We start from the raw sequence: 26342 nt of genomic DNA on the forward strand, positions 1-26342 counted from the left end.
GGCGAGCAAGAGGCAGGATCGGCAGGGTGTTCATCCCCGGTCTGGAACTGTCCCGCCGCTACTACGCCGAGGCCGTGCTCCCGGTCGTCCGGTCGCGGTTCGGGGACGTCCCGCACACCGCCGCCCGGATCGGGTCCGGGTCGGAGGTGCTGGGCTTCGACACCGCCCGCTCCTCCGACCACGACTGGGGTCCACGGCTGCAGTTGTTCCTGGAGCCCGGCGACGAGCGCGGCCCCGCGATCCGCGACGCCCTGCGTGACGGGCTGCCCAAGTCGTTCCTCGGCTACCCGACGCACTTCACCGACGACGGCGACGTGGGCGTCATGGCGCACACCGACGGCCCGGTGAGCCACCGGGTGGACGTCACCACGCTGGACGCCTGGTTCGCCGGGCAGCTCGGCTTCGACCCGCGGGAGGGGATCGCGACGCGCGACTGGCTCGCCACGCCCACCCAGGCGTTGGCCGAGACGACCGGCGGCGCGGTGTTCCACGACGGGTCGGGTGGGCTGACCGCCGCGCGGGCAAAGCTGGCCTGGTACCCGGACGACGTGTGGCGCTACGTGCTGGCCTGCCAGTGGCAGCGGCTGGCGCAGGAGGAGGCGTTCGTCGGCCGGTGCGGCGAGGTGGGCGACGAGTTGGGGTCGGCGATCGTCGCCGCCCGGCAGGTCCGCGACCTGGTCCGGCTGTGCCTGCTCATGCACCGCCGCTATCCGCCTTACGGCAAATGGCTCGGCAGCGCTTTCCGGTGGCTGCCGACCGAGTTGACGCCCGTGCTGACGGCGGCGCTCGCGGCGACTTCCTGGTCCGACCGGGAACGGCACCTGGCGACCGCGTATTCGACGGTGGCGCGGATCCACAACCGGCTGGGGCTCACCGAGCCGTTGGACCCGGCGACCGGGCCGTACTACGAGCGGCCGTTCCAGGTGCTGCGGGCCGGGCGGTTCGCCGACGCGTTGATCAGCGGCGTCACCGATCCGGCGCTGCGACAGCGGCCACTGATCGGGGCGGTTGACCAGTTCGCGGACAACACCGACCTGCTCAGTGACAGCGCGCTGACCAGAAAACTTCTTCGTCACTCGTTCGAGTAATTGGAATATCGCTCAATCGGGCAACGAATTCCGACGTCGTACGCTGCCGCACGTCCCATCCCCTTTCCGCGGGAGTTGTCGCGTGCCCGGATATCTCGCCCTCGCGGCGGCCACGGCGATGTACGCGCTGGGCATCGTGGCGCAGACCGTCGCCGCGCGCCGGGCCGAGCCGGGCAGCGGCTTCGGGCTGCTCGCCAGGCTGGCCGTCGACCGGCTCTACCTGCTGGGGTTCGCGGGCCAGGTGGGCGGGTTCGTGCTGGCGTTCTTCGCCCGCGCCGAGCTGCCGCTGTACCTGGTGCAGGCGGGTTCGTCCTGCGCGGTCGGCGTGGCGACCGTGTTCGGCGTGCTGGCGCTGCGGTGGCGGGTGCGGCCGGTCGAGGTCGCCGTGCTGGTCCTGATGGCGCTGGGGCTCCTGCTGCTGGCCGGTGCGTCCGCGTCCTCGGTGGCCGCCGATATCCCGGTGGACACCGGCTTCCTGCTGCTCGGCGTGCCGCTGGTCGTGGTGTTCCTGGCGTCCCGCAAGGCGAAGGGCGTCGTGTCGGTCGCCGTGTCGGCGGGCCTGGCGTACGCGGTCGTCGCCATCGCGAGCCGGTCGCTGGCCGACGAGCCGGTCCTGGCCCTCCCGTACTACCCGCTGGTGTGGCTGATGGTGCTGGCCGCGCTGGTCGGGCAGGCGTGCATGGCCGTCGCGCTGCAACGGGGCTCGGCCACGTCGACGGTCGCGACCATGGACTCGGTGACCGTCGTGGTCACGTCCGCGGTCGGCATCCTCGCGCTGGGCGACCGGATCGCGCCCGGCCGGGAGTGGTGGGTGGCGCTCGGCGTCGCCCTCGTCGTGCTCGGCGTGCTGGCGCTGGGCTACGCGGCACGGCTCGCCCCGGCGCCGGTCACCGCGCGGGAGGCCTCGTGAACGTCGCCAGCGTCTCGCTCGACCTCGACAACCTCTGGGCCTACCTGAAGACCCACGGCGACCCGGCGTGGGAGCGGATGCCGAGCTTCCTGGCCGCCGCCACGCCCCGCCTGCTGGAGGTCTTCGGCGAGCAGGGCCTGAGCACCACGGTCTTCGTGGTCGGCGCGGACGCGGCGCGGGACGACGGGGCAGCCGCCGTCGCCGCGATCACCGCCGCCGGGCACGAGGTGGGGAACCACTCGTTCGGCCACGAACCGTGGCTGCACCGGTACTCCCGGCCCGAACTCGAAGCCGAGGTGGAGCGGACCGAGGACGCGATCGCCGCCGCGGGCGCCCCCCGACCGGTCGGGTTCCGCGGTCCCGGCTACAGCGTGACGCCCGAACTGCTGGACGTGCTGGCCGAACGGGGCTACCGGTACGACGCGAGCACGCTGCCGACCTGGATCGGTCCGCTGGCCCGCCGGTACCACAACCGCTCCGCTCCGTCTACAAAGGACAGCGCGGAGCTGTTCGGCGGGTTCTCGAAGGTGCTCGCGCCGAACCGCGCCTACCGCTGGGACAGCGGTCCCGTGGAGCTGCCGGTGACGACCATGCCGCTCCTGCGGGTGCCGATCCACGGCTCGTACCTGCTGCAACTGCACCAGGTCTCCCCCGCCGCCGCCCGCGGCTACTTCCGCACGGCATTGCGGCTGTGCCGTGTTTTCGGCGTGTCGCCGTCGTTGTTGCTGCACCCGACGGACGTGTTGAGCGCCGCCGAAGCGCCCGGCATGGAGTTCTTCCCCGGCATGGCCGTGTCCGCCACGCACAAGGTCGAACTGCTCGGCTGGGTGCTGGGCGCGCTGCGGCGGCACTTCGAGGTCGTCGGCACCGGGGAGCACGTCGCCCGGCTGGGCGGGAACCTGCGGGTGCGCGGCACGACGAGGCTGGAACGTTCGGGATGACGTGGCTCCTGCGTGTGCTCGCGTGCGCGACCGTGGCGCTGGCCCCGCTGGAGGGCTACCTGTTCGCCGTGCACGGGCAGTTGGCGAAGGTCACGCCCGCCCTGCTGGCCGCGGTGTGGGTCGCGGTCCGGGTGCGGGAGCGGCGGATGCCCGCGCCGCACCCGGTGCACGCGGTGCTGGCGCTGTTCGCGGTGGTGCTGCTGGCTTCCACGGCGTTGCACGCGGGCGGCCCGTACGCGGTCGACTACCTGCAACGGTGGCTGCCGTTCCTGGTGATCACGGTGATCCTGGTCGACGTGGCGGCCCGTGAGGTGCCGATCCGGGCGCTGCTGGCGTCGATCGTCACGGGGGCGGCGGTCGCGGCGGTGGGCGCGCTGCACAGCATGGTCGCCGAGGGCGAGACACGGGCCACCGGGCCGTTGGAGGACCCGAACGACCTGGCGTACTTCCTGGTCGCCGCGCTGCCGCTGCTGGTGGCGCTGCTCGACACCGGGCGCTCCCGGGCGGGGTTGGCGTCCTCGCGGGCGAGGTCGGCGGGGTTCGCGTTGACGGGGCTAGTCCTGGTCGCGGGTGCGGCGGCCACGTTCTCGCGGGGCGGCGCGCTGGCGTTGACCGTCGCCGTGGTGTGGTTGACGGCCCGGCGCGCACTGCCGGTGCGGGCGGTCGCGGGCGGGGTCGCGGTGGTGATGGCGCTCGGGGTCGGCGTGCTGCTGTTCGGCGGGCCGACGCTGGACCGGGCGGTGCGGGAGAAGAGCCACATCGCCGAGACCAATGTGGACACCCGCGAGCTGCGGTGGCAGGCCGCCGCGCGGATGGCGGCCGAGCACCCGGTGCTCGGCGTCGGGCCGGGCGGGTTTCGCAGCGACTACCCCGCCGCTTCGGGGAACGCCGAGGTGGACGAGCAGACCCCGGTGGCGCACAACATGTACCTCGAAGTCGTGGCCGAGCTGGGCTTGCCGGGGTTCGGGCTGTTCGTCGGGCTGCTGGCGGTCGCGGCGGTGCGCTCGGAGCGCGTGCTGCGGTCCGGCACACGGCCGCCGGCGACAACGGACTCCGGGCGCATGCTGCGGTCCGACCCACGACCACCACCGACAGCGGGCGACTCCGAACGCGTGCCCCGGACCGACACACGGCGGTCGATGGTGGCGGTGCAGGCGTCGTTGCTTGCCGTCGTGGTGGCGTCGACCTTCCTGTCCCAGCAGTACTACCTGCCGTTGTGGTCACTGGTCGCGGTCGTCGCCGCGGCCGATCTGCGTCGAAGGGGAACCGATGCGTGTGCTCCACGTCATCAGTGAAATGGGCGCCGGCGGGGCGGAGGCCCTGGTCGCCGGGATGGCCCGGACCGGTCCGGAGTTCGGCTGGCAGACCGCCGTCGCCAGTGCGGGCGGGCACCGGGCGGACGCGTTGCGCCGGCATGGCGTGCCGACGTTCACGGTGCCCGCGCCGCACCGCAAGGCGGCCGGTGTGCTGCGGGCGACGGCCGCGACCCGGTCGGCGATCAAGGATTTCCGGCCCGAGGTCGTGTTGGCGCACAACGTGTCCGCGTCGATGGTGGCCCGGTTGGCGTTGCTGCCGCGGAGAGTCCCGCTGCTGACGGTGTTCCACGGCGTGGCGGACGCCGACTACGCCGGCGCGGCGCGGATTCTGCGGCGGACGTCCCGCGCGGTGGTGACGGTGGCGGAGGCGACCGCGGCCCGGTTGCGGGCGGCCGGGCTCACGCCGGACCCGGTGGTCATCCCGAACGCCGTGTTCCCGCAGGAGCCGCGGGTCGACCGGGCGACCGTGCGGGCGGCGCTCGGCGCGCCCTCGGAGGTGCCGGTGGCGTTGTGCCTGGCCCGGCTGGAGCCGCAGAAGCGGCACGACGTGCTGTTGGAGGCGTGGAAGCGGGTCGGCGGCGGCGCGGAGCTGTGGCTGGCCGGGGACGGGTCGCTGCGGCGTTCGCTGGAGCGCAACGCGGCGGGCCTGCCGGGCGTGCGGTTCCTCGGCAACCGGCCCGACGTGCCGGACCTGCTGGCGGCGGCGGACGTGACCGTGCTGACCAGTGACTGGGAGGGCATGCCGGTCGCGGTGCTGGAGTCGCTCGCCGCCGGTCGCCCGGTGGTGGCCACCGAAGTCGACGGCGTGGGCGAGGCGTTGGCGGGTGGTGGCGGTCTGGTGGTGCCCCGGCGCAACCCGGAGGCGGCGGCGGAAGCGTTGCGGCTCTTCCTGTTCGACGCGGGCAAGCGCGCTGTGGAGGGTGCGGCCGGGCAGGCGTCCGTGTCCCGTGCGCACAATCCGTGCGTGCTGATGCGGTCCTACGACGAGTTGCTGCGCGAGTGGGAAGGTCGACGGTGAAGGGTGGACGCGTCGGTGACAAGGCGGCCGTGGCGGTGTTGAAGGTCCGGCTCGCCGGCATGGGCGCGGCGACGGCGCTGGGCAGGGTCCGGCTCCTCGTGGAGAGCGTGGTCGTGGCGCTGGTGGTGGGCGCGCTGGTGCTGCTCGCGACCGTGGTGAAGGGCGAGGAGTACCAGGGGCGGGTGAGCCTGCTCGCCGGTCCGGCCGGGACCGAGGCCCCGCAGTACGGCGAGGTGGTCGCGCTCTCCCTGCCCGCGCTGGTCGAGGTCGCGCGCAGTCCTTCCGTGCTCAGCCGGGCGGGGACGGCGGCGGCGCAGGTCACCGTGGAGGTGGTGCCCGCTTCCGGGCTGGCGCGGCTGTCCGTGCGGGCTCCTACCGCCGGGCAGGCGCGCGACGGGGCCGCGGCGGTCGCTCGTGCGGTCGTCCAGGCGGATCTGCTGGCCCCGGCGGCGAAGCTGCGGCTGTTGGACACGCCGCAGGTCACCCGGATCGCGCCGGACTGGCCACTGGCGGTCGGGTTGGCGTTCGCGGCGGCGGTGGTGGCCGGGCTCGCGACGGCGGCGCTGCGGCACCTGCGGCGGACGCGGGTCACCGACAGCGTGCGGGCGGCGCTGTCGGCGGCCGGTGTGGGGCATCCGGTGGCGGTGGTGCGCGACGACGATCCTGGGCTGGTGGACAGGCTGACGGTGCTGTGCGACGCGGCCGTGCGGCCCGCACGCGTGGTGGCGGTGTTGCCGGCGCTGGCCGAACGGGCCGAGTCGTTGGCGGAACAGTTGCCGGACAAGACGTCCGAGCCTGCCGACGGGGTTGCGCTGATCGCCGTGGCGCCGCTCGGCGGGCGGCAGGACGAGTTGGCGAGTGTCGTCGGCGCGCTGCCGGCGGGCACGACGGTGGTGGCGGTGGTGCTGGCGTGAAGCGTGGCAACCGGTTCGGCTCAGGTGTGGACGGGCAGCCCGCCGGGCGACGGCCGGCCGACACGAACACGCAGCCCGGCGGGCAACGGCCAGGCAACACGAACGCACAGTCCGGCAAGCTGAAGCAGGCAGGTGTGGATCGGCGGCTCGTGGTTACCGTGGTGGCGGCCGTGGTCGGGGTGTTCAGCGCCTGGCGGGCGTTGCGGCCGTCGTGGGATGTCCCGCTGCCCACCGCGGCGAACCGCCCCGAGGAGCGGATGCAGGACTTCCGGGACGCGTTGTACTTCCCGATCCGCGAGTTCCTGGCCGGCGGCAACCCGTACGACCCGGCCACGATGTTCGCGCACTGGCCGGTGCGGCAGAGCTTCAACCTGTACCAGCCCTACCACCTCGTGCTGCACCTGCCGTTCGCGCTGCCGGACTACCGGTTCGGCGCGGTGGCGTTCGCGGTGGTCTCCTTGCTGTTGCTGGTGTTCCTGGCGGTGTTGGCGGCCGGTCACGTGCGGGCTCCGCTGTTCCTCGGCACGGCGGTGGTCGGGGCGCTGCTGGTGATCAGCCAGGTCGGCAAGGCGCAGCTCTACGTCGGGCAGGTCAACCCGCTGATCGCGGTCGGCGCGGCGGGGGCGTTGCTGGGGCGGCACAGCCATCCCCGGTTGGCGGCGGTCGCGTTGGCGTTGGCTTGGCTGAAGCCGCAGTTCGGGTTGCCGCTGGCGGTGCTGCTGTTCGCCCGCGGGTCGCGGAAGGTGGCGTTGGGCGGCACGGCGATCGCGGCGGTCGCGAGCCTGTTCGTGGTGGTGCCGCTGGTGTTCCGGGGTGGCGGGGTCGGCGCGTTCCTCGACGTGGTCGCGGCGAACCTGGAGCACGCCGGCTCCACCGCCTACGGCGCGGTGGATTCCCTCACCTCGCAACGGGCCGACCTGGCGGCGGTGTTCTTCCGGGTCACCGGGTGGCTGCCGCCCGGAGCGGAACTCCTTACCCTGGTCACCGTGATGGCGGTGACCGTGGTGTTGGTGCGGCGGCTGGACCGGGTCGGCGAGGTGGCCGCCGCGGATCTCCTGACGTGCCTCGCGGTGGTGGTCGCGGTGGTGCACCAGCCGGGTGATGTGCTGATCGCGGTCCCGGCGCTGGCGCTGGTCGCCGTGCGGTGGTGGCGGGACAGGACGCCGGTGCTCGGGATCGTGGTGGTGGCGATGGCGGTTCCGTTCGCGCACTTGCACTTCGTGGACACGGTGATCCGAGACCTGTTCGGCGCACGGGCGAGTGTGACCGTGGACGGGATCGCGCTCGTCGTCGCGTGGGTGGCGTTGGCCGTCCTCGCGCGCGGCCGTGCGCGAGTCCACATCGGACAGACGTGACCACTGCGGTTCGCGGGTCGCTCTGGCTGTTCCTGGTCAACCTGGTCGGGAAGGGCGGCCAGGTGGCCGTCACGCTGGTGCTGGCCGCGTTCCTCACCGAGGAGGGGCTCGGCCTGGTCGCGCTGACCGTGTCCCTGGTGAACATCGGCCAAGTGGTGCAGTCCATGGGTGTCTACGACGTGATCAGCCGGACCGGCCTCGACCCGCGCCGGATGGCGGGCACGCTGCTGACGTTGAGCGTCGGCACGGGTGTCGCGCTCGCCGTGCTGCTCGTGGCGACGGCGGGCTCGATCGCGGACGCGCTGGGCGCGCCCGAGGTGGCGCCGCTCATCGGGTTGGCTGCGGTGAGCCTGCCGTTCACGGCGGCGGGCGGCGTGCAGATGGGTCTGCTGCACCGGGATCTGGACTTCCGGCGGCGGATGCTGCCCGACGCGGGCGGTGCGGTGCTCGGCGCGGCGGTGACGATCGTGCTGGCACTGCAAGGCTTCGGGCCGTACTCGCTGGTCGTCGGGCTGTTGTGCACGGCGGTCGCGCAGCCCCTGCTGGGCGTGCTGGCGGGGGTGCGGGTGCGGCCGGTGTGGGACGTGGACGCGGCGGCCGAGGCGTTGCGCTGGATCGCGGTGGTCGGGCCGGGGGCGTTGGTGGCGGTGCTGCTGATCAACGTCGACTACCTCGCCGTCGGGCGGGTGCTGGGCACGGAGGCGGTGGGCGTGTACTCGTTGGCCTACCGGATCGCCTGGGTGCCGTACATCATGGTCGCGGTGGTGCTCGGCGGAGTGGTGTTCCCGGTGTGCGCCAGGCTGATCCGGCACGGACAGCGGGCAAGGCTGCCGGCGGCCGTCGGCCGGTTCACGCACGCCGTGCTGGTGGTGACCGGCGGGCTCTACGCCGTGACGGCGGCGTTGGCCGACCGGGTGGTGCTGTTCGGCGAACGGTGGTCGCCGGCCGCGGTACCGCTGGTGCTGCTGTGCGGCTACGGACTCGGCTTCGGCCTGCTCCACCTGTGGTACCAGGTGATCCGGGCGGCCGGGCACGCCCGCCGCTACCTGGCGCTGGAGCTGACGCACCTGGCGGTGCTCGTGGCGGCGCTCGCGGTGGTCACCCGGCACGGTGTGGTGGCGGTCGCCCTCACCCAGCTACTCGTGGTCTGGGCGATGGTCCCGGTGGCCTGGGTGGTGTTGGCGCGCAACGGACTCGCGCCACCGCAGCTCGGGCGGACGGCGGTCGGCGTCCTGGTGGGCGCGGCGTGCTGCCTGGTGGTGGCGCACCTGTTCGGAGGTCTGTTCGGCCCGACGCTGCCGGGTGCGCTCGGCGAGGGGTCGGCCCTGGTGCTCGGCTACACGGCGGCGGCGCTGCTCGCCAACCGCCGCACGGTTCGCGAACTGCGTGAGGTGCGCCGGTGAAGATCGTGCACGTGACCCAGCCGGTGGCCGCCGGCGTGGCGGCGGTGGTGCGGGAACTCGCTGTCTCACAACGGGAACGCGGCTGGTCGGTCGCCGTCGTGTGCCCGCCGGGACGGTTGGCGGACCGGCTGCGGGACGAGGGGGTCGACGTGCACGACTGGCCCGCCACCCGCACCCCCGGTCCGCGCACCGTCACGGAAGTGGTGCGGCTGAAGAAGATCCTCGACCGGCTCGACCCGCACGCCGTGCACCTGCACAGCTCCAAGGCCGGCCTCGCGGGGCGGCTCGTGCTGCGCGGCCGTCGTCCGACGATCTTCCAGCCCCATCTCTGGTCGTTCCAGACCGCGCACGGCCTGCTGCGGCACGTGTCGGCGGCGTGGGAGCGACTGGCGGCGCGGTGGGCGCACCAGCTTGTGTGCGTGAGCGACGACGAACTGCGTGCGGGGCGCGCCAAGGGCATCGCCACGGCCGCCGAGGTGGTGTGCAACGGCGTCGACACCACGGTGTTGCGGCCCCGCAGCCGGGTCGCCGCACGCCGCCGCCTCGGACTGCCGGACGTGCCGACCGCGGTGTGCGTGGGCCGGCTGGCGCCGCTCAAAGGCCAGGACCTGCTTTTGACGGCGTGGCCCGCAGTCCTGGCGTCGGTGCCGGACGCGCAACTCGTGCTGGTCGGCGACGGCCCGATGCGGGACCGGTGGCGCGCGATCGGCGACCACTCCTCCGTGCGCTGGTGGGGCCACGACACGGCGGTGGCCGACTTCTACACCGCCGCCGACGTGGTGGTGCTGCCCTCCCGGGCGGAGGGCATGGCGCTGGTGCCGCTGGAGGCGATGGCCAGCGGCCGTCCGGTGGTGGCGTTCGACGTGGGCGGGGTGCGGCAGAGCGTGGGCGACGCGGGCGCGGTCGTGGAGGCCGGGAACGTGCCCGCGCTGGCGGAGGCCATCGCGGCCCGGCTCGCGGACCCGGTGCTGGCCACCGGCGAAGGCCTGACCGGGCGGCGGCGGGCCGAGGTGCTGTTCGACTCCGGCCGAGTGGGCGACCAGATCGCGACCCTGGTGGACAAGCTCGTGGGAGAGGGCCGGTGAAGGTCGCCTACCTGCTGACGCAGGACAAGGGAGGTCCGGTCGACGTCACGGTCCGGCTGGCCGCGACGCTCGCCGCGTCGGGCGAGGCCGAGGTGCGGGTGTTCGGGCCGGTGCCGTCGCGGGGCGCGGAGCTGATCGCGGGGTGTCACGAGGTGGTTTCCGTGGCGAACAAGGGTGATCTCCGGGCCGGGCGACGGGCGCGGGACGCGCTGCGGGCGTGGCGACCGGACGTGGTGCACGCCCAGGACCGGCGGGCGGGTTTGGTGAGCGCGGGGCTGCGGCTGCGGCACAAGGTGGTGCAGACCTACCACGGGGTGCCCGACGACGTGCGCCAGGAGTGGTTCCGGGGAGCGCGGGGCGCGGCCGGTCCGTCGACGTACACCCGGACCGTGCTGGCGGCGGACGCCGGCGTGGCCAGGTTCGTGCACCGGACGATCGTGCCCGCTCCCGCGATGCGCGACTTCCTGGTGCGGCGCCTCGGTGTTCCCGCGCACCGGGTGGCGCACATCGACAACTGCGTCGAGCTGCCGGTGCCCTGCCCGCCGCTCGGGCCGGTGCGCAAGCTGATCTTCGTCGGGCTCCTGGTGGAGCGCAAGGGTTTGCTGACGCTGTTGGACGCCCTGGCGCGGCCCGGCGTCATGCCGCCGGACGCTTCGCTGACCGTGATCGGGTCCGGGCCGCTGTGCGAGGTGGCGGCGCGGCAGGCACAGCGGGACCTGGCCGGCCGGGTCTCGTTCCTCGGCTTCCGGACCGATGTGCCCGACCAGCTTCGGCGGCATGATGCGCTGGTGCTGCCGTCGACGATGGAGCAGCAGCCGTTGGTGGTGGCGGAGGCGATGGCGGCGGGCAAGCCGGTGGTGGCCACCGACACCGGCGGGGTGGCCGACATGCTGGCTCTCCCGGAGGGTTCGGCGGGTTCGGACGGCTTGGCCTCTTCGGGTAGCTGGGCCTCTTCCGGCGGTTTGGTGCCTCCGGGCGATGTGGGCGCTCTGGCGGCTCGGCTGGCGGCGCTGTTCGCCGACCCTGATCCGGGTCGGACCGGTCGGGCTCTGGCGGAACGGGCACGCGCCCGCTTCGCGCCGGACGTGTGCGCGGAACGCCACCTGGCGCTCTACCGCGAGCTTGTCTCGGGCCCTTCGCTCGTCCAAGCGTGAGCGTCGAGCGGGCTCACGTCGGAGTCACGGTCCGGCGCGGACTGTCATGGGGATGGCGGGGGCTGCGGGTGTCGTGGTTGCCGTTGTCGTCGGGGTGGGAGCGGCGGTTGTCGCCGGGGCGGTGGGAGCGGTGGCCGTCGTTGGGCTTGGGGTCGCCGCGGTAGTCGTGATCGGGGTGGGGGCGGTCGGCTTGGTGGGTGGTGTCGGAGGCGTCGGTTTCGGTGGGCTCACCGTGGCGGTGGGGGTGGGGGTGGGGGTGGGTGCCGTCGCGGTGGATTTCGGCTTCACCAGGATCACGGCGTCCGCGCCCGCCAGGTCGATCGGGCCGGTCACGGCGGCTCCGTCGAGGGTCGCCAGACCGGGTGGCGGGGTGACGACAGCGGCCTTCGCGGTCGGGTTGACGGCCACCCAGCCGTTGCTGAAGTGGCGGGTCCACGTGCCGTTCGGCAGCCGGTTCGCCGTCTCGACCGCCTCGCCCAGGTCGGTGTCCTGGTACACCGACCAGTCCGGGTTCCGGTAGTCCTTCGTGGCCGACCCGTTCCAGCACGTGTACGGGCCGGCCAGCAGGGCGGCGGTGGCGTAGCCGACGCGTTCCTCCCGTTCGCTCTTGGCGTGCGTGACCAGCAGCAGCCACGACTCGCCGAGGGCGGCTTGGGCGCGCAGTTCCTTGAACTCGTTGCCCTTGAACGTGATCAGCTCGCCGCCGCCGCTGTCGCGCAGGCCGAAGTTCTCCTCCATCGCGCCGTCGTACCGGGAGTGCGCCGACCACCTGCCCGGGGTGAGCTGCGACTCGGACACGTTGGGAATCAGCATCTTCCCGTGCTTGTGCAGCGCCTCGCCCGCCAGGTCGAGGAAGCGGTCCATGCCGTCGCGGATCAGGCGGTCGGTGGCGGCGGCGTCGGGGGTGCCCTTGACGACGGCCGTCGAGTAGTGCTTGAGCGAGTTGAAGTCGTTGTCCGCCAGCACGCCGTCCCAGCCTTCGCGGACGACCTCGGCGGTCACCGCGTCGGCCCACGCCCGCTGGTAGCCCTCGTCCCACACCGCCATCTGCCAGTGCCGCGGGTAGCCGTTCCACTCGATGCGCTGGTCGGCCTGGTCGACGGCGAACCACTCCGGGTGCCGGGACTGCGCCGCGATGTACCCGACGCCGCTGGGCAGCAGCGGCGCGTCGCCGTCGCCGACGACCGCGCCGGGGTAGTTGCGGGTGCTGGCGAAGTCCTTGTACACCAGCACCTTGATCTTCGGGTTGAACTTGCGCAGCAGCCTCATGGCGGTGGTCTCGATCGCGTTGAGCACCACCAGGTCGTAGTGCTGGGCGACGAACTTGAGGTCCGCGTAGGTCGGCGGCTCGCCGATGCCGTACCACCAGGCGCACGGCGCGAGCGGCTTCGGGGGCGGGCCGAACGGGTCGAGGCCGGGTGGCACGGTGTAGTTCCGCCGCCGGTCCAGCTCCTCGGTCCCGGCGTGCGCTCCCAGCCGGTCCAACTCCTCCAGCACGGCGGGCGGTCCGGGCGCGCCCGGCTCCCCCGCCGTGCTCGGCAACGCCGCCGAGCAGGCCAGGAGGAGCGTCAGGACGCAGGTGCCGGCGAACACGCGCCGGGGGCGGTCACGGATCAGCGATTCCTTCGGCACAACAGCTCACCCACCGTCAACAACAGGATTCTCACGTCCAGCCACAACGACCAGTTGGCGATGTAGTAGTTGTCGTAGCGGGACCTGTCGACTATCGAAGTGTCCCCTCTCAACCCGTGGACCTGAGCGAGTCCGGTCAATCCGGTCGGCACCCGGTGCCGCGCCCAGTATAGGTCGTGGACCGCCGAGAATTCGCGCACGAAACCCGGTCGTTCCGGTCGCGGTCCGACAATGGACATGTCACCCTTCAGGATGTTCCACAACTGCGGCAGCTCGTCCAAGGACGTGCGGCGCAGGAATCGCCCGACCGGGCCCACGCGGCGGTCGCCGACGACCGACCAGCGAATCTGGGAATCGTCCTCGTCGGTCATCCGGACGCTGCGGAGCTTGTAGAGCACGAACGTGCGGTCGTCCATGCCGACCCGGACCTGGCGGAAGATCACCGGCCGCCCGCTCTCCAGCACCACGGCCAGCGCGCACAACGCGAGCACCGGGGCCAGCGCGACCAGCGCGACCGCCGCCAGCACCACGTCCACCGCCCGCTTGACCCACCAGCTCGGCCTGCTGGTGGGCGCCGTGCTCAGCCGCACCAGCGGGTAGCTGCGCAGCCGTTCGACGTCCGGGCCGTCCTGGTACAGCTCGTACATCCGGGGCACCACGAAGATCGCGCAGCCCAGCCGGTGCGCCGTGATGGCGGCGTTGACCAGCGGCGAGTCGGCGGCGTGCGAGAACGCCAGCACCACGCTGCCCGCCCGCAGCCGGGTGATGGCGTCGTTGAGGTTCCCGGCCAGCAGCGGGACCGGCAGCGCGGCGGCGTCGAGCGCGGGCGCGGGGTCGACGAACCCGACCGGGCGCAGGCCGAACTCGGGGTGCTGGAGCATGGCCCCGGCGAGGGTCGCGCCGACCTGGCCCGCCCCGACCACGATGGTGCGGTCGCAGCGGTGGAAGCGGCGCCGGGCCCAGCGGCCGAAGGTGAACACGAACAGGCGAGCAGGTTCACTCCACACGGTGAAGTTCACGATCGCCCACTGCACCTCGGCGGTCGTGTCGGCCGGTGTCCGGAGGACCAGGGTGGCGCCGGTGACCAGGGCGAACGCGGTCGCGCTGGCGATCACCGAGCGCGGCAGGTCGTGCAGCCAGGACAGCCACAGCCGCCGCCGGTAGAGCCGGCAGGACGCCCGCACGCCGAGCAGGACGGCCGCGACCGCGCCCGCCCTGGCCCAGCCGAGGCCGTCGACCACGGTCGCCAGCGCCGCCACGTCGACCACGACGAGCAGCACCGCGACCGCGTTGACCCGGCCCATCAGGTCACGGCCGACCGCCGACCGGGCCTGCCCCGGCGGCGACAGGGCCGTCGCCGTCGAGCCCGTCCGGTTCATTACGAGCCACCCTTCCGGGGGGTCGACAACACTCGTCCGCTCCGGCCCCGCTGCCGCAACACCTCGCCACACCACATTCCGACGACGTCCTTCCCACCGGTCGACAGATACCGACCAGGTTCACTCGAACGAGAGCTTTGATCACTCAATGCTTGGAATACTGAATGAGGCACCTCGACTTCACTCTTCCGGGAGATCAAGATCCTCCTATCCGGCGACAAAGGGGTGTGTCTCGTACTGGTTCCCGTCACCAACTCGGCACGGGGAACACGGGGTGGTGGAACTCGGGCCGAGTTCCCAGGCGAATAATTCTGACCCGCCAACCCGCACCGATGGAAATGGGGTCGATAGTGGCCGTCGACGAACAAGAGGCGCCCGCCGCGCCGGGGGCGACGCGCACCCGTGGCCGAGCGCACGTGGTGCTGCCCGCGTACAACGAGGCGGCCTCGCTGCCGCCGCTGCTGCGCCGGCTCGCCGAGGTCGCGCGGACCGAGGAGGTCGCGGTCTGGGTGGTGGACGACGGCTCCTCCGACGGCACCGCCGACGTGGCGGTCGAGGCGGACGGGCTGGTCGTGCGGGTCGTGCGGCACCCGGTCAACCTCGGGTTGGGCCAGGCCGTGCAGTCCGGGCTGCGGGCCGTGCTGGAGGTGGCGGACGAGGACGACCTGGTCGTCGTGATGGACGCCGACGACACCCACGACCCGGCGCTGATCACCGCGCTGCGGGCGGAGATCGCGGCGGGCGCGGACGTGGTGATCTGCTCCCGGTTCGTGGCCGGCGGCGACGACACCACAGCGCCCGCGTTCCGGCGGCTGCTCTCCCGGGGGGCGGCGGTGCTGTTCCGGCGGGTGCTGCGGGTCGACGGGGTGCGCGACTTCACCAGCGGGTTCCGGGCCTACCGGGTGAGCCTGCTCGACCGGGCGGCGGTGCACTGGGGTGAGCGGCTGGTGGAGGAGCGCGGTTTCGCGTGCATGGTGGAACTGCTGCTCAAGCTGCGGCACTGCCGCCCGGTGATCGCCGAGGTGCCGCTGCGGCTGCGCTACGACCGGAAGCGGGGGCCGAGCAAGTTGAAGCTGCGCAGGACGATCATGCAGTATCTGAAACTACTCATGCGCGATCGTCTCGCACCCGCGCCTTACCGCCCGCTGTGAGGGACGAGGTGGCCGGGGCGGGGCGCGGCGCGGCAACGGGATCGGACCGGGATGCCGCGCCAGGACAGGGATCGACGCCAGGGCCGAGTTCCGCACCGCGACAGGGTTTCGCACCACGACAGGGTTTCGCACCACCACAGAGTTCCGCGCCAGGACAGGGTTCGGCGGAGTCGGCGCGGAAGGCGTCGGAGGGTTTGCGGGTCGCCGTGCTCGGCGGCGGGATCTGCGGGTTGGCCGCCGCGCACCGGCTGGCGCGGTCCGGGGTGGCTGTCACGGTGGTGGAGGGCAGCGACCAGCTCGGTGGGCTCGGCACGTTCTTCCCGTGGCGGGACCGCTGGGTCGAGCGGTTCTACCACTGCATCATGCCTACCGACGACGATCTGCTGGCGTTGCTCGGAGAACTCGGGCTCCGCGACGCCGTGCGCTGGCAGCGCACCCGGATGGGCATGGTGGTGGACGGGCGGCACTTCCCGTTCAACTCGGCGCTGGACCTGATGCGGTTCACGCCCTTGCCGCCGCACGACCGGCTGCGGTTCGGGGTCGCCACGCTGCTGTTGCGGCGGTTGGGGCGGGGCAAGGACCTGGACCTGCTGCGCACCGAGGACTGGTTGCGCGGGGTGTACGGCGACCGGGTGTGGGAGCGGCTGCTCGCGCCGATGTTCGGGTCCAAGTTCGGCGCCTCGTTCGGCGACGTGCCCGCGCTCTACCTGTGGCAGCGGCTGGGGCGGGAGAGCAACGTCTCCGTGCGCGGCTATCCCGTCGGCGGCTACAAGACCGTGATCGACGCGTTGAAGGCCTCGATCGAGGCGTCCGGCGGTGTGGTGCGGACCTCCGCCCCGGTCCGGAGGCTCGCGGTCGACCGGGGGCGGGCGCTGGTCACGGTGGCGGACGGCAGCGTGCTGGAGGCGGATCGGGTGGTGTCCACGCTGCCGCTGCCGGTGCTGCGGGACGTCGCGGACGGCGAGCTGGCGCGGCTGGTGCCGGACGTGCGGCTGTCGTACCAGGGGGTGGTGAACGCGTTGTTCTTCCTCAAGCGACCGCTGTCCGGGCACTACTGGGCGCCGGTGGTGCGGTCCGGGACGGACTTCGACGGGGTGGTCGAGATGTCGGCGCTGGCCGGGCCGTTCGCCGGGCGGCACCTGGTGTACGCGATGCGCTACACCGACCGGGAGTCCGCGCTGTACCGCGAGGACGAGGGTCGGATCGCGGCGCGGTGGACCAAGCAGCTCGTCGGTCTGTACCCGGACCTGACGTCGGCGGACGTGGACGACGTGCGGGTGTTCAAGGCGCCGTTCGTGGAACCCGTGTACCCCTTGGGCTACCTCGCCGAGCGGCCACCGGTCGAGGTCGAGGGCACGCCGCTGCTGCTGGCCACCACGGCGCACGTCTACCCGTCGGTGACGAGCTGGAACTCCAGCGTGGGCCTGGCCGGCCGCGTCGTCGCCCGGCTGGACGACGACGCGGTCAGCGGGGCCTCGGCCGGCCCGCACCGCGACAGCCCAGCCGACCGCCACCGCGACGCCCCGGCCGACCGGCATCAGAACGCCCCAGCCGACCAGCGCCGGGACACCCCGGCCGACCGGCACCAGGACGCCTCAGCCGACCAGCGCCGGAACGGCGAGGCGTTCGCCGACCAACTGCTCCAGCGCGGCGGTGATCCGCACCGAGGGTGAGCCGGTGCCGTAGGGCGACGGGATGCCGGCGAGGCGGGCGCGGTGGCCGGCGATGTCGTCCAGCCACGTCCGCGCCGCCACGCCGACGCCCGGTCCGGGTGGGACGAGCGTGCCGAACGTCCCTTCGATCTCGGGCCGCTCGGTGCTGCGCCGCACCACGACGACCGGGCGCTTGAGCACGCTGACCTCCTCCTGGATGCCGCCGGAGTCGGACACGACGACGGCGGCTCCGCCCACCAGGGCCAGGAACTCCGGGTAGGCCTGCGGCTCGATCACGTGCAGCGCGGGCAGCAGCGGGCCGAGGCCGAAGTGCTCCACCCGCTTCGCCGTGCGCGGGTGCAGGGGCAGCACGACGGGCAGCGGCAGGGCGGCCAGCTCGCGCAGGATCGTCTCCAGGGTGGCCGCGTCGTCCACGTTCTCCGGGCGGTGGATGGTGGCGACCGCGTAGCCGTCCCGGCGGAGGCCGTGCGACGCCAGCACGGCGGCTTCCGCGTCCGGGCCGGGCAGCGCGGCCTCCAGCGCCTCCACGACGGTGTTGCCGGTGACGGCGATGCGGTCGGCCGCCACGCGTTCGGCCAGCAGGTTCCCCCGGTTGAGGAGGGTCGGCGCGCAGCACAGGTCGGCGAGGTGGTCGATGGCCACCCGGTTGTGCTCCTCGGGCATCGCCCGGTCGAAGCTGCGCAGGCCCGCCTCCACGTGCACCAGCGGCACGTCGACCGCGTTGGCGGCCAACGCCCCCGCGAGCGCGGAGGTGGTGTCGCCCTGCACCACGACGGCCGCGGTGCGGTGCGCGGCGAGGACGTCGTCCACGGCCTTCACGGCCAGGCCGAGCTGCGCGCCGCGCCGGGCGCCGCCGAGCGCGAACTCGTGGAAGCCGCCCGGTTCCGCGATGTCGCGGCGGATCAGCTCGTACATCGTGCGGTCGTAGTGCTGTCCGGTGTAGACGACGACCGCGCGCGGTCCGAACAACCGGATCAGCGGGGCGAGCTTGATCAGCTCGGGGCGCGTGCCGCAGACCAGCGTGACGGTGTCCAATGTTCTCCTCGGGTGCCCTGGAGGTCCGGTGCCGGATCGCGCGACACGTTAGGTTCTTTGGGGTGGATTTCCGTTGCACCTCAGTCGATCGAGTGAACATTGGTGTCGGACCTCCCTTCGCCCGCAGTACATTCCGGGTGGTGATCAAAAAATTCCGCAACGCGGCCAGCGCCGCGATGACCGTGGCCGCGCTCGGCGCGCCGGCCACCGAAGGGCCTCTGCTGCCGGATCTGAGACAGGCGCCGGTCGGCTGTCCCGGTGGCGCGAGCAGTGATCCGCTGCTGTGCGCGGACTGGGACGTGTGCCTGGTGGCCGACGCGTCGGCCCCGGCCGGATCCTGTGTGGACTCCGGCCCGATCGGGGCGGTGCGGCTGAGGTTCACCACATCGGTGGACAACATCGGCGACGGCCCGCTGCTCGTCTACGCCCGGCGCGGCTCGGTGGACGAGCCGACGATGACCGCGCGACAGGCGTTCCAGTCCAGGGTGGACCGGTCGATCCCGCGCTCGTACGACCAGGCGCAGCACCCGATCCGGTCGAAGGTGTACTACGAGCCGGCTCCCGCGCACGTGCACTGGCACCTGCTGGACTTCGAGCGCTTCCAGCTCCGCACGCCGAGTGGCCGGACCCTGGTGCAGGACCGCAAGAACGGCTTCTGCCTCGGCGACCGCTACACCGCCAGGGACGCCGCCGCGCTGGCGAACCGGCCGAAGGACCCGCACAGCCCGGAGGGCGGGCTGGCGACGTTCCTGCGGGAGAACCGGTGCCGGCACCACGAGCCGAAGGCGCTGGACGTGGTGGAGGGCATCTCGGTGGGCGCCGGTGACGACTACGACTACCGGGTCGACTACCAGTGGCTCGACCTGACCGACGTGCCGTCGGGCGTGTACGACGTGGTGAACCTGGTCAACTCCGACCGGAGTTTCGTCGAGAAGAACTACGACAACAACGCTTCCTCGATGGCGATCTCGGTGCAGTGGCCGGGTGGCGGCGCCCGCCCGCCGGTGATCACCGCTCCGCCCGAGGTGGAGTTGCTGCGCAACTGCCCGGACCGGGTCCGCTGCGCCCAGCCGTGAGCACGCGGCCGTGAACGCCCGATCGCCGCGTCAGGCCCGGGCGGCGGGTCGTGAACATCCGGCGGTGAGCACGGTGAACCCGTCGGCCATCCACGGCGGACGGTTCGGCCCGCTCGCACCACGAGCGGTCAACGGGCCTTGGCGTGGGTGGCCGACGGGCGCAGGCGTTTCAGCACCGCCATGTGCGACTGGGGGAACAGGCGGGCGAGGATGTCGGGCACGTAGGCCGTGAACGCGATGAGGACACGGGCTTTGCGGTTCCGCACGCCTTTCAGGATCCGCTCGGCCGCCTTGTCGGCCGGGTAGGTGAGCAGTTCCGCGAAGCGCTCCTTCTCGCGTGCCGCTTCGGCCTGCGTCACGCCACTGGCGACCCGCGCGGACTCGGCGATGCGGGTCCGGATGCCGCCGGGGTGCACGGTGGTGACGCCGACGCCCTGGTCGGCCAACTCGTGGCGCAGGGACTCGGAGAACCCGCGCAGCGCGAACTTGCTGGCCGCGTACGCCGCCTGACGGGGCGGCGCGATGAGGCCGTACAGGCTGGACACGTTGACGATGTGGCTGCCCGGCGACGCGCGCAGCCGGGGCAGCAGCAGGCGGGTCAGGGCCACCGGCGCGCGGAAGTTGACGTCCATCACCCAGTCGAACTCCTCGGCGGTCACCTGGTCGAACGTGCCGCCCAGCGCGACGCCCGCGTTGTTGACCAGCAGGGTGATCCGGGGGTGCGCGGCCAGGACGGCGTCGGTCAGCGCGCCGAGGCCGGCCACGAACGCGAGGTCCGCGACGTGAATGTCGACGCCGACCGCCGGGAACCGGGCGTGGATCGCGCGGGCCACGGCGGTCAGGCGGTCGGCGTCGCGGTCGACCAGCACGAGGTCGCTGCCGCGGGCCGCCAGGCCGTGCGCCAGGTGCTCGCCGATGCCGCCGGCCGCGCCGGTCAAGACCGCCGTGCCGCCGGTGAACCGGTACTCGATCATGTCTCTCCCTTCGGTGGCTCGATCCTGTCGGCTCGGCCGGGGGACTTCTTGCCCGAAGACGACGGACATCTACCCCGACGCGCCAACCCGTGCCGCCGGACCACCGACATGTCGTACCGGGTCCGGTTGGCGCGCGAAGTCGGGAATCCGAGTTGGCGGGGTCGGCACACTGGGGCCATGGCCACCACCGAACCCGCCCATCTCGACGTCGTGATCGTGGGCGCCGGGCTGTCCGGCATCGGCGCGGCGTACCGCCTCGGCGCCGGGCACCCCGGCAAGTCGTACGCCATCCTCGAAGCGCGGGACGCGATCGGCGGGACGTGGGACCTGTTCCGCTACCCCGGCATCCGGTCCGACTCGGACATGTTCACCCTCGGCTACCCCTTCCGGCCGTGGCGGGAGGCCGCGTCGATCGCGGACGGGCCGGCCATCCTGGACTACATCCGGCGCACCGCCGCCGAGCACGGCATCGACCGGCGCATCCGGTTCCGCACCAGGGTGCTCGGGGCCGACTGGTCGACCGCGGACCAGCGCTGGACCTTGACGCTGAGCGACGGCAGCACGCTGACCTGCGGTTTCCTCTACACCTGCGCGGGCTACTACGACTACGAGCGGGGCCACGAGCCGGAGTTCCCCGGCCTCGCGTCCTACCGGGGCCGGGTCGTGCACCCGCAGTTCTGGCCGGAGGACCTGGACTACGCGGGCAAGCGGGTCGTCGTCATCGGCAGCGGCGCGACCGCCGTGACCATCGTGCCGTCGATGGCGCGCGCCGCCGCGCACGTGACCATGCTCCAGCGCTCGCCCACGTGGATCAGCCCGGTGCCGGGGCGGGACAGGCTCGCCGACCGGATCCGCGCGCTGCTGCCCGCCGACCTGGCGCACCGGGTCGTGCGGGCCAAGAACATCGCGTTCACCACCGGCTTCTACCAGTTCTGCCGGCGGTTCCCCGGCGCGGCGCGCAAGCTGCTCACCGGTCTGGCGAACCGGACGCTCAAGGACGACCACGCGGTGCGCGAGCACTTCACCCCGACCTACGACCCGTGGGACCAGCGGCTGTGCGCGATCCCGGACGCCGACCTGTTCCAGGCGGTCAGAGCGGGCACGGCGGCCGTGGTGACCGACCGGATCGACACGTTCGTGCCGGAGGGCGTCCGGCTGGAGTCCGGCCGGGTGCTGGCGGCCGACGTGGTGGTCACGGCGACCGGCCTGCGGCTGCTGGCGTTCGGCGGGATCGAGCCCCGGGTGGACGGCGCGGCCGTCGACCTGTCCGGGCAGTTCGTGTGGCGCGGGGCGATGGTCACCGGCATCCCGAACTTCGCGGTGTGCATCGGCTACACCAACGCCTCGTGGACGCTGCGCGCCGACCTGACCTCCCGGCTGGTGTGCCGGGTGCTCGACCACATGGACCGCGAGGGCCTCACCTCCGTGGTGCCCCGGCCGGACCGGGTGATGGCACGCGAACCGTTGCTGGACTTGGCTTCCGGCTACATCCAGCGGTCGATCGACGCGTTCCCGCGGCAGGGTGACCGCGGCCCGTGGCGGGTGCGGCAGAACTACCTGCTCGACGCCGTGCAGACGTTGCGCGGCGACGTGGGCGACCAACTGGCCGGCACCCGGGCCCGCGCGTTCCAAGGCGTCCGGTGAGCTGTCCGGCCCGGTCGCCGAGGCCCTCCCGAGCGCGGTTGTGAAATAGTCACCTGGTGAACGTCCGACCGGTTGCCCTGCTGCTCCTGCTGTCCGTGACCGCGTGCGGCAGCCCGTCCGCCGGGCAGCAGCTCACGCTCGCACCCACGTCGTCGTCCTCCCGCCCGCCCGCGCCGACCACCTCGCCGTGCCCGGAGGGCGGTGTGCTCGTCACCGCGCTCAGCGGCGACGCCGCGATGGGCCTGCGGGTGCTGACCTTGCAGATGCGCAACTGCGGCACCGCCCCGTACACGGTCGCCGGCTACCCCGACCTCCGGCTGCTGGACGAGGACGGCGACGTGCTGGACGTGGAGGTCCAGCGGGGTTCGGCGGGCGTGTCGCGGATCGACTCGTTCGAGGTGCCGCCGCAGGAGATCACCCTCCAGCCCGGCGACACCGCCAAGACCGGGCTGGTGTGGCGCAACACTTACGACGACACCACCGATCCTCCACAGGTCGGCACGCGGATCGACATCGCACCGGCCGTCGGGCGGCCCCGGCAGACGTTCATGCCGAGGCTGGGCCCGAACGGCGAGCCGTGGGCCGAGGACATGCCGCCCGTGACCGTCGACCTGGGCAGCACCGGCAAGCTCGGCGTGAGCCCGTGGACCAGATCCTGAACCGTGTCGCGGTACGGGCTTGACCCTGCCCGTGCCGGCCGACCGCACCCGGCGGTGGCCGGTCTGGGGACGCGGAGGTGCCGCTCCCGGCGGTCGATCAGTAGCGGCGCCGGGGCTCGTAGTCGTCCTCGTCGTCGTACTCGGGCGTGAAGTCCTTCATCGGCCGGTTGGACCACGAGTCGACCAGCACGACCAGCACGGCGACCACGATCACCACGACACCCACCAGCACGAGGCCGCCCCAGAACATGAGCCCCGCCAGCAGCAGCATCGGCAGCACGGCGAACAGGCAGAACGGGTCGACCCGCCCGAAAGCCGGCCGCCGCTGCCCCGAAGATCGACCGTACTGCCCCGCCATCAGCCCGCCTGTCCGTCGTCCGCCATGTCCGGTTTCCCCGGCTTGGTCGCCCCGGGAGCCTCGAACAGCATAATTCGCGCCTTCCGAGCGACACGGCGGGTCACGGGCAGGCCTGCATCCGGTGGACCGACCCGGCCGCGTGGGCCGCTCACCGGGCGGGCGGCGACGCCGTCGACCAGCGCCCGACGTGGGCACCACACGGTAGAGCACGCCGTTGTGATCTTGATCTCGGGCGGTTCGCGCGGGTCGCCGGATCGGCGGCGCGGGGAGCGCTAGACTCGGCGGCGCACGACTGGCGTCGGGTGGTCCACCACCGGGGAGTGCAAGCGAGTCGGCATCGCACGCCTGGGTGCCCCTCATTCGGTCACGAGTGAGGAGTACCGCCATGGCAGCACGCGTCCTGGACGGCACGGCCGTGTCGCGGTCGCTGTTGGAGTCCACCGCCGAACGGGCCCGTACGTTCGCGGACAGTGCCGGCCGCCCCCCTGCGTTGGCCACCGTCCTGGTCGGTGACGATCCCGCCTCGCGGACGTACGTGAAGATGAAGCGCTCGCGGTGCGCACGGGTCGGCATCGCGTCCCGCGCGGTGGAGTTGCCCGCCGACACGTCGACCGAGCGGTTGGTGGAGGAGATCGCCGCGCTGTCCGCCGATCCCGCGGTGGACGGGATCCTGTTGCAGCACCCGGTGCCGGGGCAGATCGACGAGCGGGCGGCGTTCGAGGCGATCGCGCCGGGCAAGGACGTCGACGGGGTCACCATGCACAGCTTCGCCGCGATGGCGTTCGGGGAGCCCGGTTTCCACTCGTGCACGCCGGGCGGGATCCTGCGGCTGCTGGACGCTTACGACATCGGGCTGGCCGGCAGGCGTGCCGTGGTGGTGGGGCGCAGCCCGATCCTCGGCAAGCCGGTCGGGATGCTCCTGCTGGCCCGCGACGCGACGGTCACCTACTGCCACTCGCGGACGGTGGACCTGGCCGAGGTGGTGCGCGAGGCGGACGTCGTGGTGGCCGCGGTGGGCAGGCCGGAGCTGGTCCGCGGGGAGTGGATCAAGCCGGGCGCGGTGGTGGTGGACGCGGGGTACAACCCCGGCAACGTCGGTGACGTCGAGTACGCGGCGGCGGCGGAGCGGGCCGGGCACATCACGCCGGTGCCGGGCGGGGTCGGGCCGATGACGATCGCCCTGCTGCTGGAGCAGACCGTCCAGGCGGCGGAGGCCAAGGGCTGACCGGGACATGCGGCCGGCTCACGAGGGCCGACGGGGGGGACACGAGCCGGGGCGGCCTGCGGAGGGTGACACGAGCCGGGGCCGCCGCGGAGGCCTTGCGACCGGTCGCTCGCGGAGAGCGGCCGGCCGCAAGGCCTCGCGGGCGGAGGTCCGGCTCACCCGACCGGCACGCCGGCGGCCAGCCGGACCTCCGTGCCCTCGAACCGGGACCGGGTGCGGCGGTCGTGGGTCACGACGACCAGTGCGCCCGGGTAGTCGGCCAGCGCCTGCTCCAGGTCCTCCACCAGGGCCGGCGACAGGTGGTTCGTCGGCTCGTCCAGCAACAGCAGGTCCACCGGCTCGGTGACCAGCCGGGCCAGTTCGACCCGGCGGCGGCGGCCGTAGGACAGCTCGCCGAGCCGCAGCCCCAGGTCCCTCGGCGCGAACAGGCCCAGCGACAGCAGCCGGTCCACGTGGTCGTCGGGGTGGCCCCGGCCCTGCGCGAAGGCCTCCCGCACGGTCAGCTCCGGCCGCCACGGCGTCTCCTCCTGCCGCAGGTGCCCCACCCCGGCCGGGGTGACGACGTGCCCGGCGTCCGGCGCCAGCTCGCCCGCCAGCACCCGCACGAGCGTGGTCTTGCCCGCGCCGTTCGGGCCGGTGACGAGGAGCCGTTCACCCGGCCGGATCGCCAGGTGCGGCACGTGCAGCCGGTCGCCGACCCGCACGTCGTGCAGCTCGGCCACCCAGTCCGCCTCGGCCGTGGCGATCCGCGCGGTGAACCGCAGCGGGTCCGGTGGCGGCGCGACCGGGTGCTCGGTGAGCCGGGCGACCCTCTCCTTGGCGTTGCGGACGCGGCTCATCGCGCCGTGGCCGCGGCCCCTCGCCCGGAACGGGCCGGCCGCGAACACCGCCAGCGGCAGCTTGCGCGGGATGGCGTCCAGGCGGGCCACCGCCGACTCGGCCAGCCTGCGGTGCCGGGCCAGTTCCTCCTTCCACTCCTCGTGCTCGCGCAGCCGGCGGGCGCGGGCGGCGGCCTTGGCGACGAGGTAGCCGTCGTAGCCGTCGCCGTAGCGGGTCACCCGTCCCTCCTCGACCTCCAGGATGGTGTCGGTCACGCGGGCCAGGAACACGCGGTCGTGGGTGATCGCGACGACCGTGCCGCGGTGGCCGGCCAGGTGCTGTTCGAGCCACGCCACCGCCTGGTCGTCCAGGTCGTTGGTCGGCTCGTCCAGCAGCAGCAGTTCCGGCTCGGACGCCAGCGTCGCCGCCAGCGCCAGCCGGGACCGCTCGCCGCCGGACAGCGTGCCCAGCGGCCGGGACCGGTCCAGACCCGGCAGGCCGAGGCCGTGCAGGGCGATGTCCACCCTGGTGTCGGCCTCGTACCCGCCGCGCGCCTCGAACCGGTCGACCAGCCCGGCGTAGTGCGCGAGGTCGGTCAGCCCGTCGGCCTCGGCCGACCTGATCCGCGCTTCGAGGTCGCGGAGGTCGGCGAGGGCGAGGTCGATCGCGTCCGCCACGGTGGCGTGCGGCGGCAGGTCCAGGGTCTGCGGCAGGTAGCCGACGCCGCCGGGCGCGACCACGGTGAGGTCGCCGTTGTCGGCGGCCAGCTTGCCCGCGACCAGCGCGAGCAGGGTCGACTTGCCGGAGCCGTTGTCGCCGACGACGCCGACCTTCTCCCCCGGCTTCACGGTCAGCGAGATCCCGTCGAGCACCACGTGGTCGGCGTAGCGCTTGGTGACGTCATGAAGGGTCAGTTGCGCGGTGCGCAAGGCGTGCTCCTGTTCTCGGCCGCGGAACGGCCGAGTCGATCGGGTGCGGTGGATGGCGAGGCCGCGCCGCGGAGCCGTGCTCTACGCGGACGCGATACCGATCACAGGAAGTACAAAGTGCCCATAGATTTGACCACCCTACGCGAACGTCGGTTGATCGACAAGTAGGAAAATACCTGCTGGCACGTCATCCGCGCGCGTCCGGATGGCGTATTCCCGATTACGACAACAGGGCAATGACAGTGCGTAGCACTCTTGTCAACAAACGTGACTCGTGTCACCCCTAATGGGCGACCTCTTGCCCTGGTGAGTTACCAACGGTTACGTTCCTCGGCGCACATCACGGTTCGATCACTTGTAGGACACGGGCCCGTCATCCCCGAGGCGGCCCGGCCTGGATCCCCCGCCAGGTCGACGGTGGTCGAACTCCCCGACGCAGGAGGCCCCACCCTTGGCTCGCCACAGGAAACCCCGTGGGCAGCAGCCGATCGTCTACACGGTCAGCGCGCAGTCCCCGGGCTACATCGGCGCGCACCGTGCCGAACCGGATCGGAAGCTGCCGAAGCGACTCGGCGCCGTCGCCGTCGCGGTCGGCATCGCGACC

Annotated in this window: 22 protein-coding genes and 1 riboswitch; of the genes, 16 read left to right on the forward strand and 6 right to left on the reverse strand. The window is 73.0% G+C overall.

The window, feature by feature from the left end; all coding sequences use genetic code 11:
• The first annotated feature begins 26 nt into the window (after positions 1-26).
• From ACQPZF_RS28105 to ACQPZF_RS28150, 10 genes are all read left to right on the forward strand, one after another.
• A complete protein-coding gene (locus ACQPZF_RS28105) occupies positions 27-1088 on the forward strand; it encodes a DUF4037 domain-containing protein (protein ID WP_433261912.1) in 1062 nt (353 codons plus the stop codon).
• A gap of 82 nt (positions 1089-1170) precedes the next feature.
• Entirely contained in the window at positions 1171-1998 is an 828-nt protein-coding gene (locus ACQPZF_RS28110; RefSeq protein WP_433261914.1) for a hypothetical protein, read from the forward strand.
• The gene (locus ACQPZF_RS28115) at positions 1995-2939 is read left to right on the forward strand and encodes a polysaccharide deacetylase family protein (RefSeq protein ID WP_433261916.1); all 945 of its coding nucleotides are present in this window, start codon (positions 1995-1997) and stop codon (positions 2937-2939) included. The genes ACQPZF_RS28110 and ACQPZF_RS28115 overlap by 4 nt, the downstream gene beginning before the upstream one ends.
• Positions 2936-4234 (forward strand): O-antigen ligase family protein, encoded by a 1299-nt coding sequence (locus ACQPZF_RS28120; RefSeq protein WP_433261918.1) that lies wholly within the window; start codon positions 2936-2938, stop codon positions 4232-4234. The genes ACQPZF_RS28115 and ACQPZF_RS28120 overlap by 4 nt, the downstream gene beginning before the upstream one ends.
• Positions 4209-5273 (forward strand): glycosyltransferase, encoded by a 1065-nt coding sequence (locus ACQPZF_RS28125; RefSeq protein ID WP_433261920.1) that lies wholly within the window; start codon positions 4209-4211, stop codon positions 5271-5273. The genes ACQPZF_RS28120 and ACQPZF_RS28125 overlap by 26 nt, the downstream gene beginning before the upstream one ends.
• Positions 5270-6187, forward strand: a complete 918-nt coding sequence (locus tag ACQPZF_RS28130; RefSeq protein WP_433261922.1) for a hypothetical protein — start codon at positions 5270-5272, stop codon at positions 6185-6187. Before ACQPZF_RS28125 ends, ACQPZF_RS28130 begins: the two co-directional genes overlap by 4 nt.
• The gene (locus ACQPZF_RS28135) at positions 6184-7542 is read left to right on the forward strand and encodes a glycosyltransferase family 87 protein (RefSeq protein WP_433261924.1); all 1359 of its coding nucleotides are present in this window, start codon (positions 6184-6186) and stop codon (positions 7540-7542) included. Before ACQPZF_RS28130 ends, ACQPZF_RS28135 begins: the two co-directional genes overlap by 4 nt.
• Positions 7539-8945, forward strand: coding sequence for an oligosaccharide flippase family protein (locus ACQPZF_RS28140; RefSeq protein ID WP_433261926.1), 1407 nt, complete (start codon positions 7539-7541; stop codon positions 8943-8945). The genes ACQPZF_RS28135 and ACQPZF_RS28140 overlap by 4 nt, the downstream gene beginning before the upstream one ends.
• The gene (locus ACQPZF_RS28145) at positions 8942-10030 is read left to right on the forward strand and encodes a glycosyltransferase (RefSeq protein WP_433261928.1); all 1089 of its coding nucleotides are present in this window, start codon (positions 8942-8944) and stop codon (positions 10028-10030) included. Before ACQPZF_RS28140 ends, ACQPZF_RS28145 begins: the two co-directional genes overlap by 4 nt.
• Positions 10027-11184: a glycosyltransferase family 4 protein gene (locus ACQPZF_RS28150; protein ID WP_433261930.1), complete on the forward strand. Its 1158-nt coding sequence runs from the start codon at positions 10027-10029 to the stop codon at positions 11182-11184. Before ACQPZF_RS28145 ends, ACQPZF_RS28150 begins: the two co-directional genes overlap by 4 nt.
• Positions 11185-11208: 24 nt before the next feature.
• Here ACQPZF_RS28150 and ACQPZF_RS28155 read toward each other — a convergent pair whose 3' ends face one another.
• Positions 11209-12816 (reverse strand): putative glycoside hydrolase family 15 protein, encoded by a 1608-nt coding sequence (locus tag ACQPZF_RS28155; protein ID WP_433261932.1) that lies wholly within the window; start codon positions 12814-12816, stop codon positions 11209-11211.
• The gene (locus tag ACQPZF_RS28160; RefSeq protein ID WP_433261934.1) at positions 12798-14195 is read right to left on the reverse strand and encodes an exopolysaccharide biosynthesis polyprenyl glycosylphosphotransferase; all 1398 of its coding nucleotides are present in this window, start codon (positions 14193-14195) and stop codon (positions 12798-12800) included. Before ACQPZF_RS28160 ends, ACQPZF_RS28155 begins: the two co-directional genes overlap by 19 nt.
• Positions 14196-14545: 350 nt before the next feature.
• Between ACQPZF_RS28160 and ACQPZF_RS28165 the strand changes: the two genes are divergently transcribed.
• Both ACQPZF_RS28165 and ACQPZF_RS28170 read left to right on the forward strand, forming a co-directional pair.
• Positions 14546-15346 (forward strand): glycosyltransferase, encoded by an 801-nt coding sequence (locus ACQPZF_RS28165; RefSeq protein ID WP_433261937.1) that lies wholly within the window; start codon positions 14546-14548, stop codon positions 15344-15346.
• Positions 15347-15540: 194 nt separating this feature from the next.
• A complete protein-coding gene (locus ACQPZF_RS28170; protein WP_433261939.1) occupies positions 15541-17019 on the forward strand; it encodes an FAD-dependent oxidoreductase in 1479 nt (492 codons plus the stop codon).
• Here ACQPZF_RS28170 and wecB read toward each other — a convergent pair.
• Entirely contained in the window at positions 16942-18054 is a 1113-nt protein-coding gene (gene wecB / locus ACQPZF_RS28175) for a non-hydrolyzing UDP-N-acetylglucosamine 2-epimerase (protein ID WP_433261941.1), read from the reverse strand. The two genes, ACQPZF_RS28170 and wecB, sit on opposite strands and share 78 nt — an antisense overlap.
• A gap of 140 nt (positions 18055-18194) precedes the next feature.
• Here wecB and ACQPZF_RS28180 point away from each other — a divergent pair, with 140 nt between their 5' ends.
• Complete coding sequence (locus ACQPZF_RS28180) at positions 18195-19130, forward strand: lysyl oxidase family protein (RefSeq protein ID WP_433261943.1); 936 nt, start codon at positions 18195-18197, stop codon at positions 19128-19130.
• A 128-nt stretch (positions 19131-19258) separates the two neighbouring features.
• Here the strand turns inward: ACQPZF_RS28180 and ACQPZF_RS28185 are convergent, their stop codons facing one another.
• A complete protein-coding gene (locus tag ACQPZF_RS28185; protein ID WP_433261946.1) occupies positions 19259-20104 on the reverse strand; it encodes an SDR family NAD(P)-dependent oxidoreductase in 846 nt (281 codons plus the stop codon).
• Between the two features lie 177 nt (positions 20105-20281).
• On the opposite strand from ACQPZF_RS28185, the gene ACQPZF_RS28190 reads away from it, so the two are divergent.
• Both ACQPZF_RS28190 and ACQPZF_RS28195 read left to right on the forward strand, forming a co-directional pair.
• Positions 20282-21748, forward strand: a complete 1467-nt coding sequence (locus ACQPZF_RS28190) for a flavin-containing monooxygenase (protein ID WP_433261948.1) — start codon at positions 20282-20284, stop codon at positions 21746-21748.
• Between the two features lie 56 nt (positions 21749-21804).
• Positions 21805-22407, forward strand: coding sequence for a DUF4232 domain-containing protein (locus ACQPZF_RS28195; RefSeq protein WP_433261950.1), 603 nt, complete (start codon positions 21805-21807; stop codon positions 22405-22407).
• 97 nt (positions 22408-22504) lie between these two features.
• Here ACQPZF_RS28195 and ACQPZF_RS28200 read toward each other — a convergent pair whose 3' ends face one another.
• Positions 22505-22765 carry a hypothetical protein gene (locus tag ACQPZF_RS28200; RefSeq protein ID WP_433261952.1) on the reverse strand — a complete coding sequence of 87 codons (261 nt, stop codon included), beginning with the start codon at positions 22763-22765 and terminating at the stop codon, positions 22505-22507.
• Between the two features lie 278 nt (positions 22766-23043).
• Positions 23044-23123: riboswitch (ZMP/ZTP riboswitch) on the forward strand.
• Between the two features lie 27 nt (positions 23124-23150).
• Here ACQPZF_RS28200 and ACQPZF_RS28205 point away from each other — a divergent pair.
• Positions 23151-23990: a bifunctional 5,10-methylenetetrahydrofolate dehydrogenase/5,10-methenyltetrahydrofolate cyclohydrolase gene (locus tag ACQPZF_RS28205; protein ID WP_433261954.1), complete on the forward strand. Its 840-nt coding sequence runs from the start codon at positions 23151-23153 to the stop codon at positions 23988-23990.
• A 155-nt stretch (positions 23991-24145) separates the two neighbouring features.
• On the opposite strand, the gene ACQPZF_RS28210 is transcribed toward ACQPZF_RS28205, so the two are convergent.
• Complete coding sequence (locus ACQPZF_RS28210; RefSeq protein WP_433261956.1) at positions 24146-25738, reverse strand: TlrC/CarA/OleB/SrmB family ABC-F type ribosomal protection protein; 1593 nt, start codon at positions 25736-25738, stop codon at positions 24146-24148.
• Positions 25739-26342: the final 604 nt, after the last annotated feature.

The sequence above is a fragment of the Actinosynnema sp. CS-041913 genome, assembly GCF_050942485.1.
Lineage (GTDB): Bacteria > Actinomycetota > Actinomycetes > Mycobacteriales > Pseudonocardiaceae > Actinosynnema.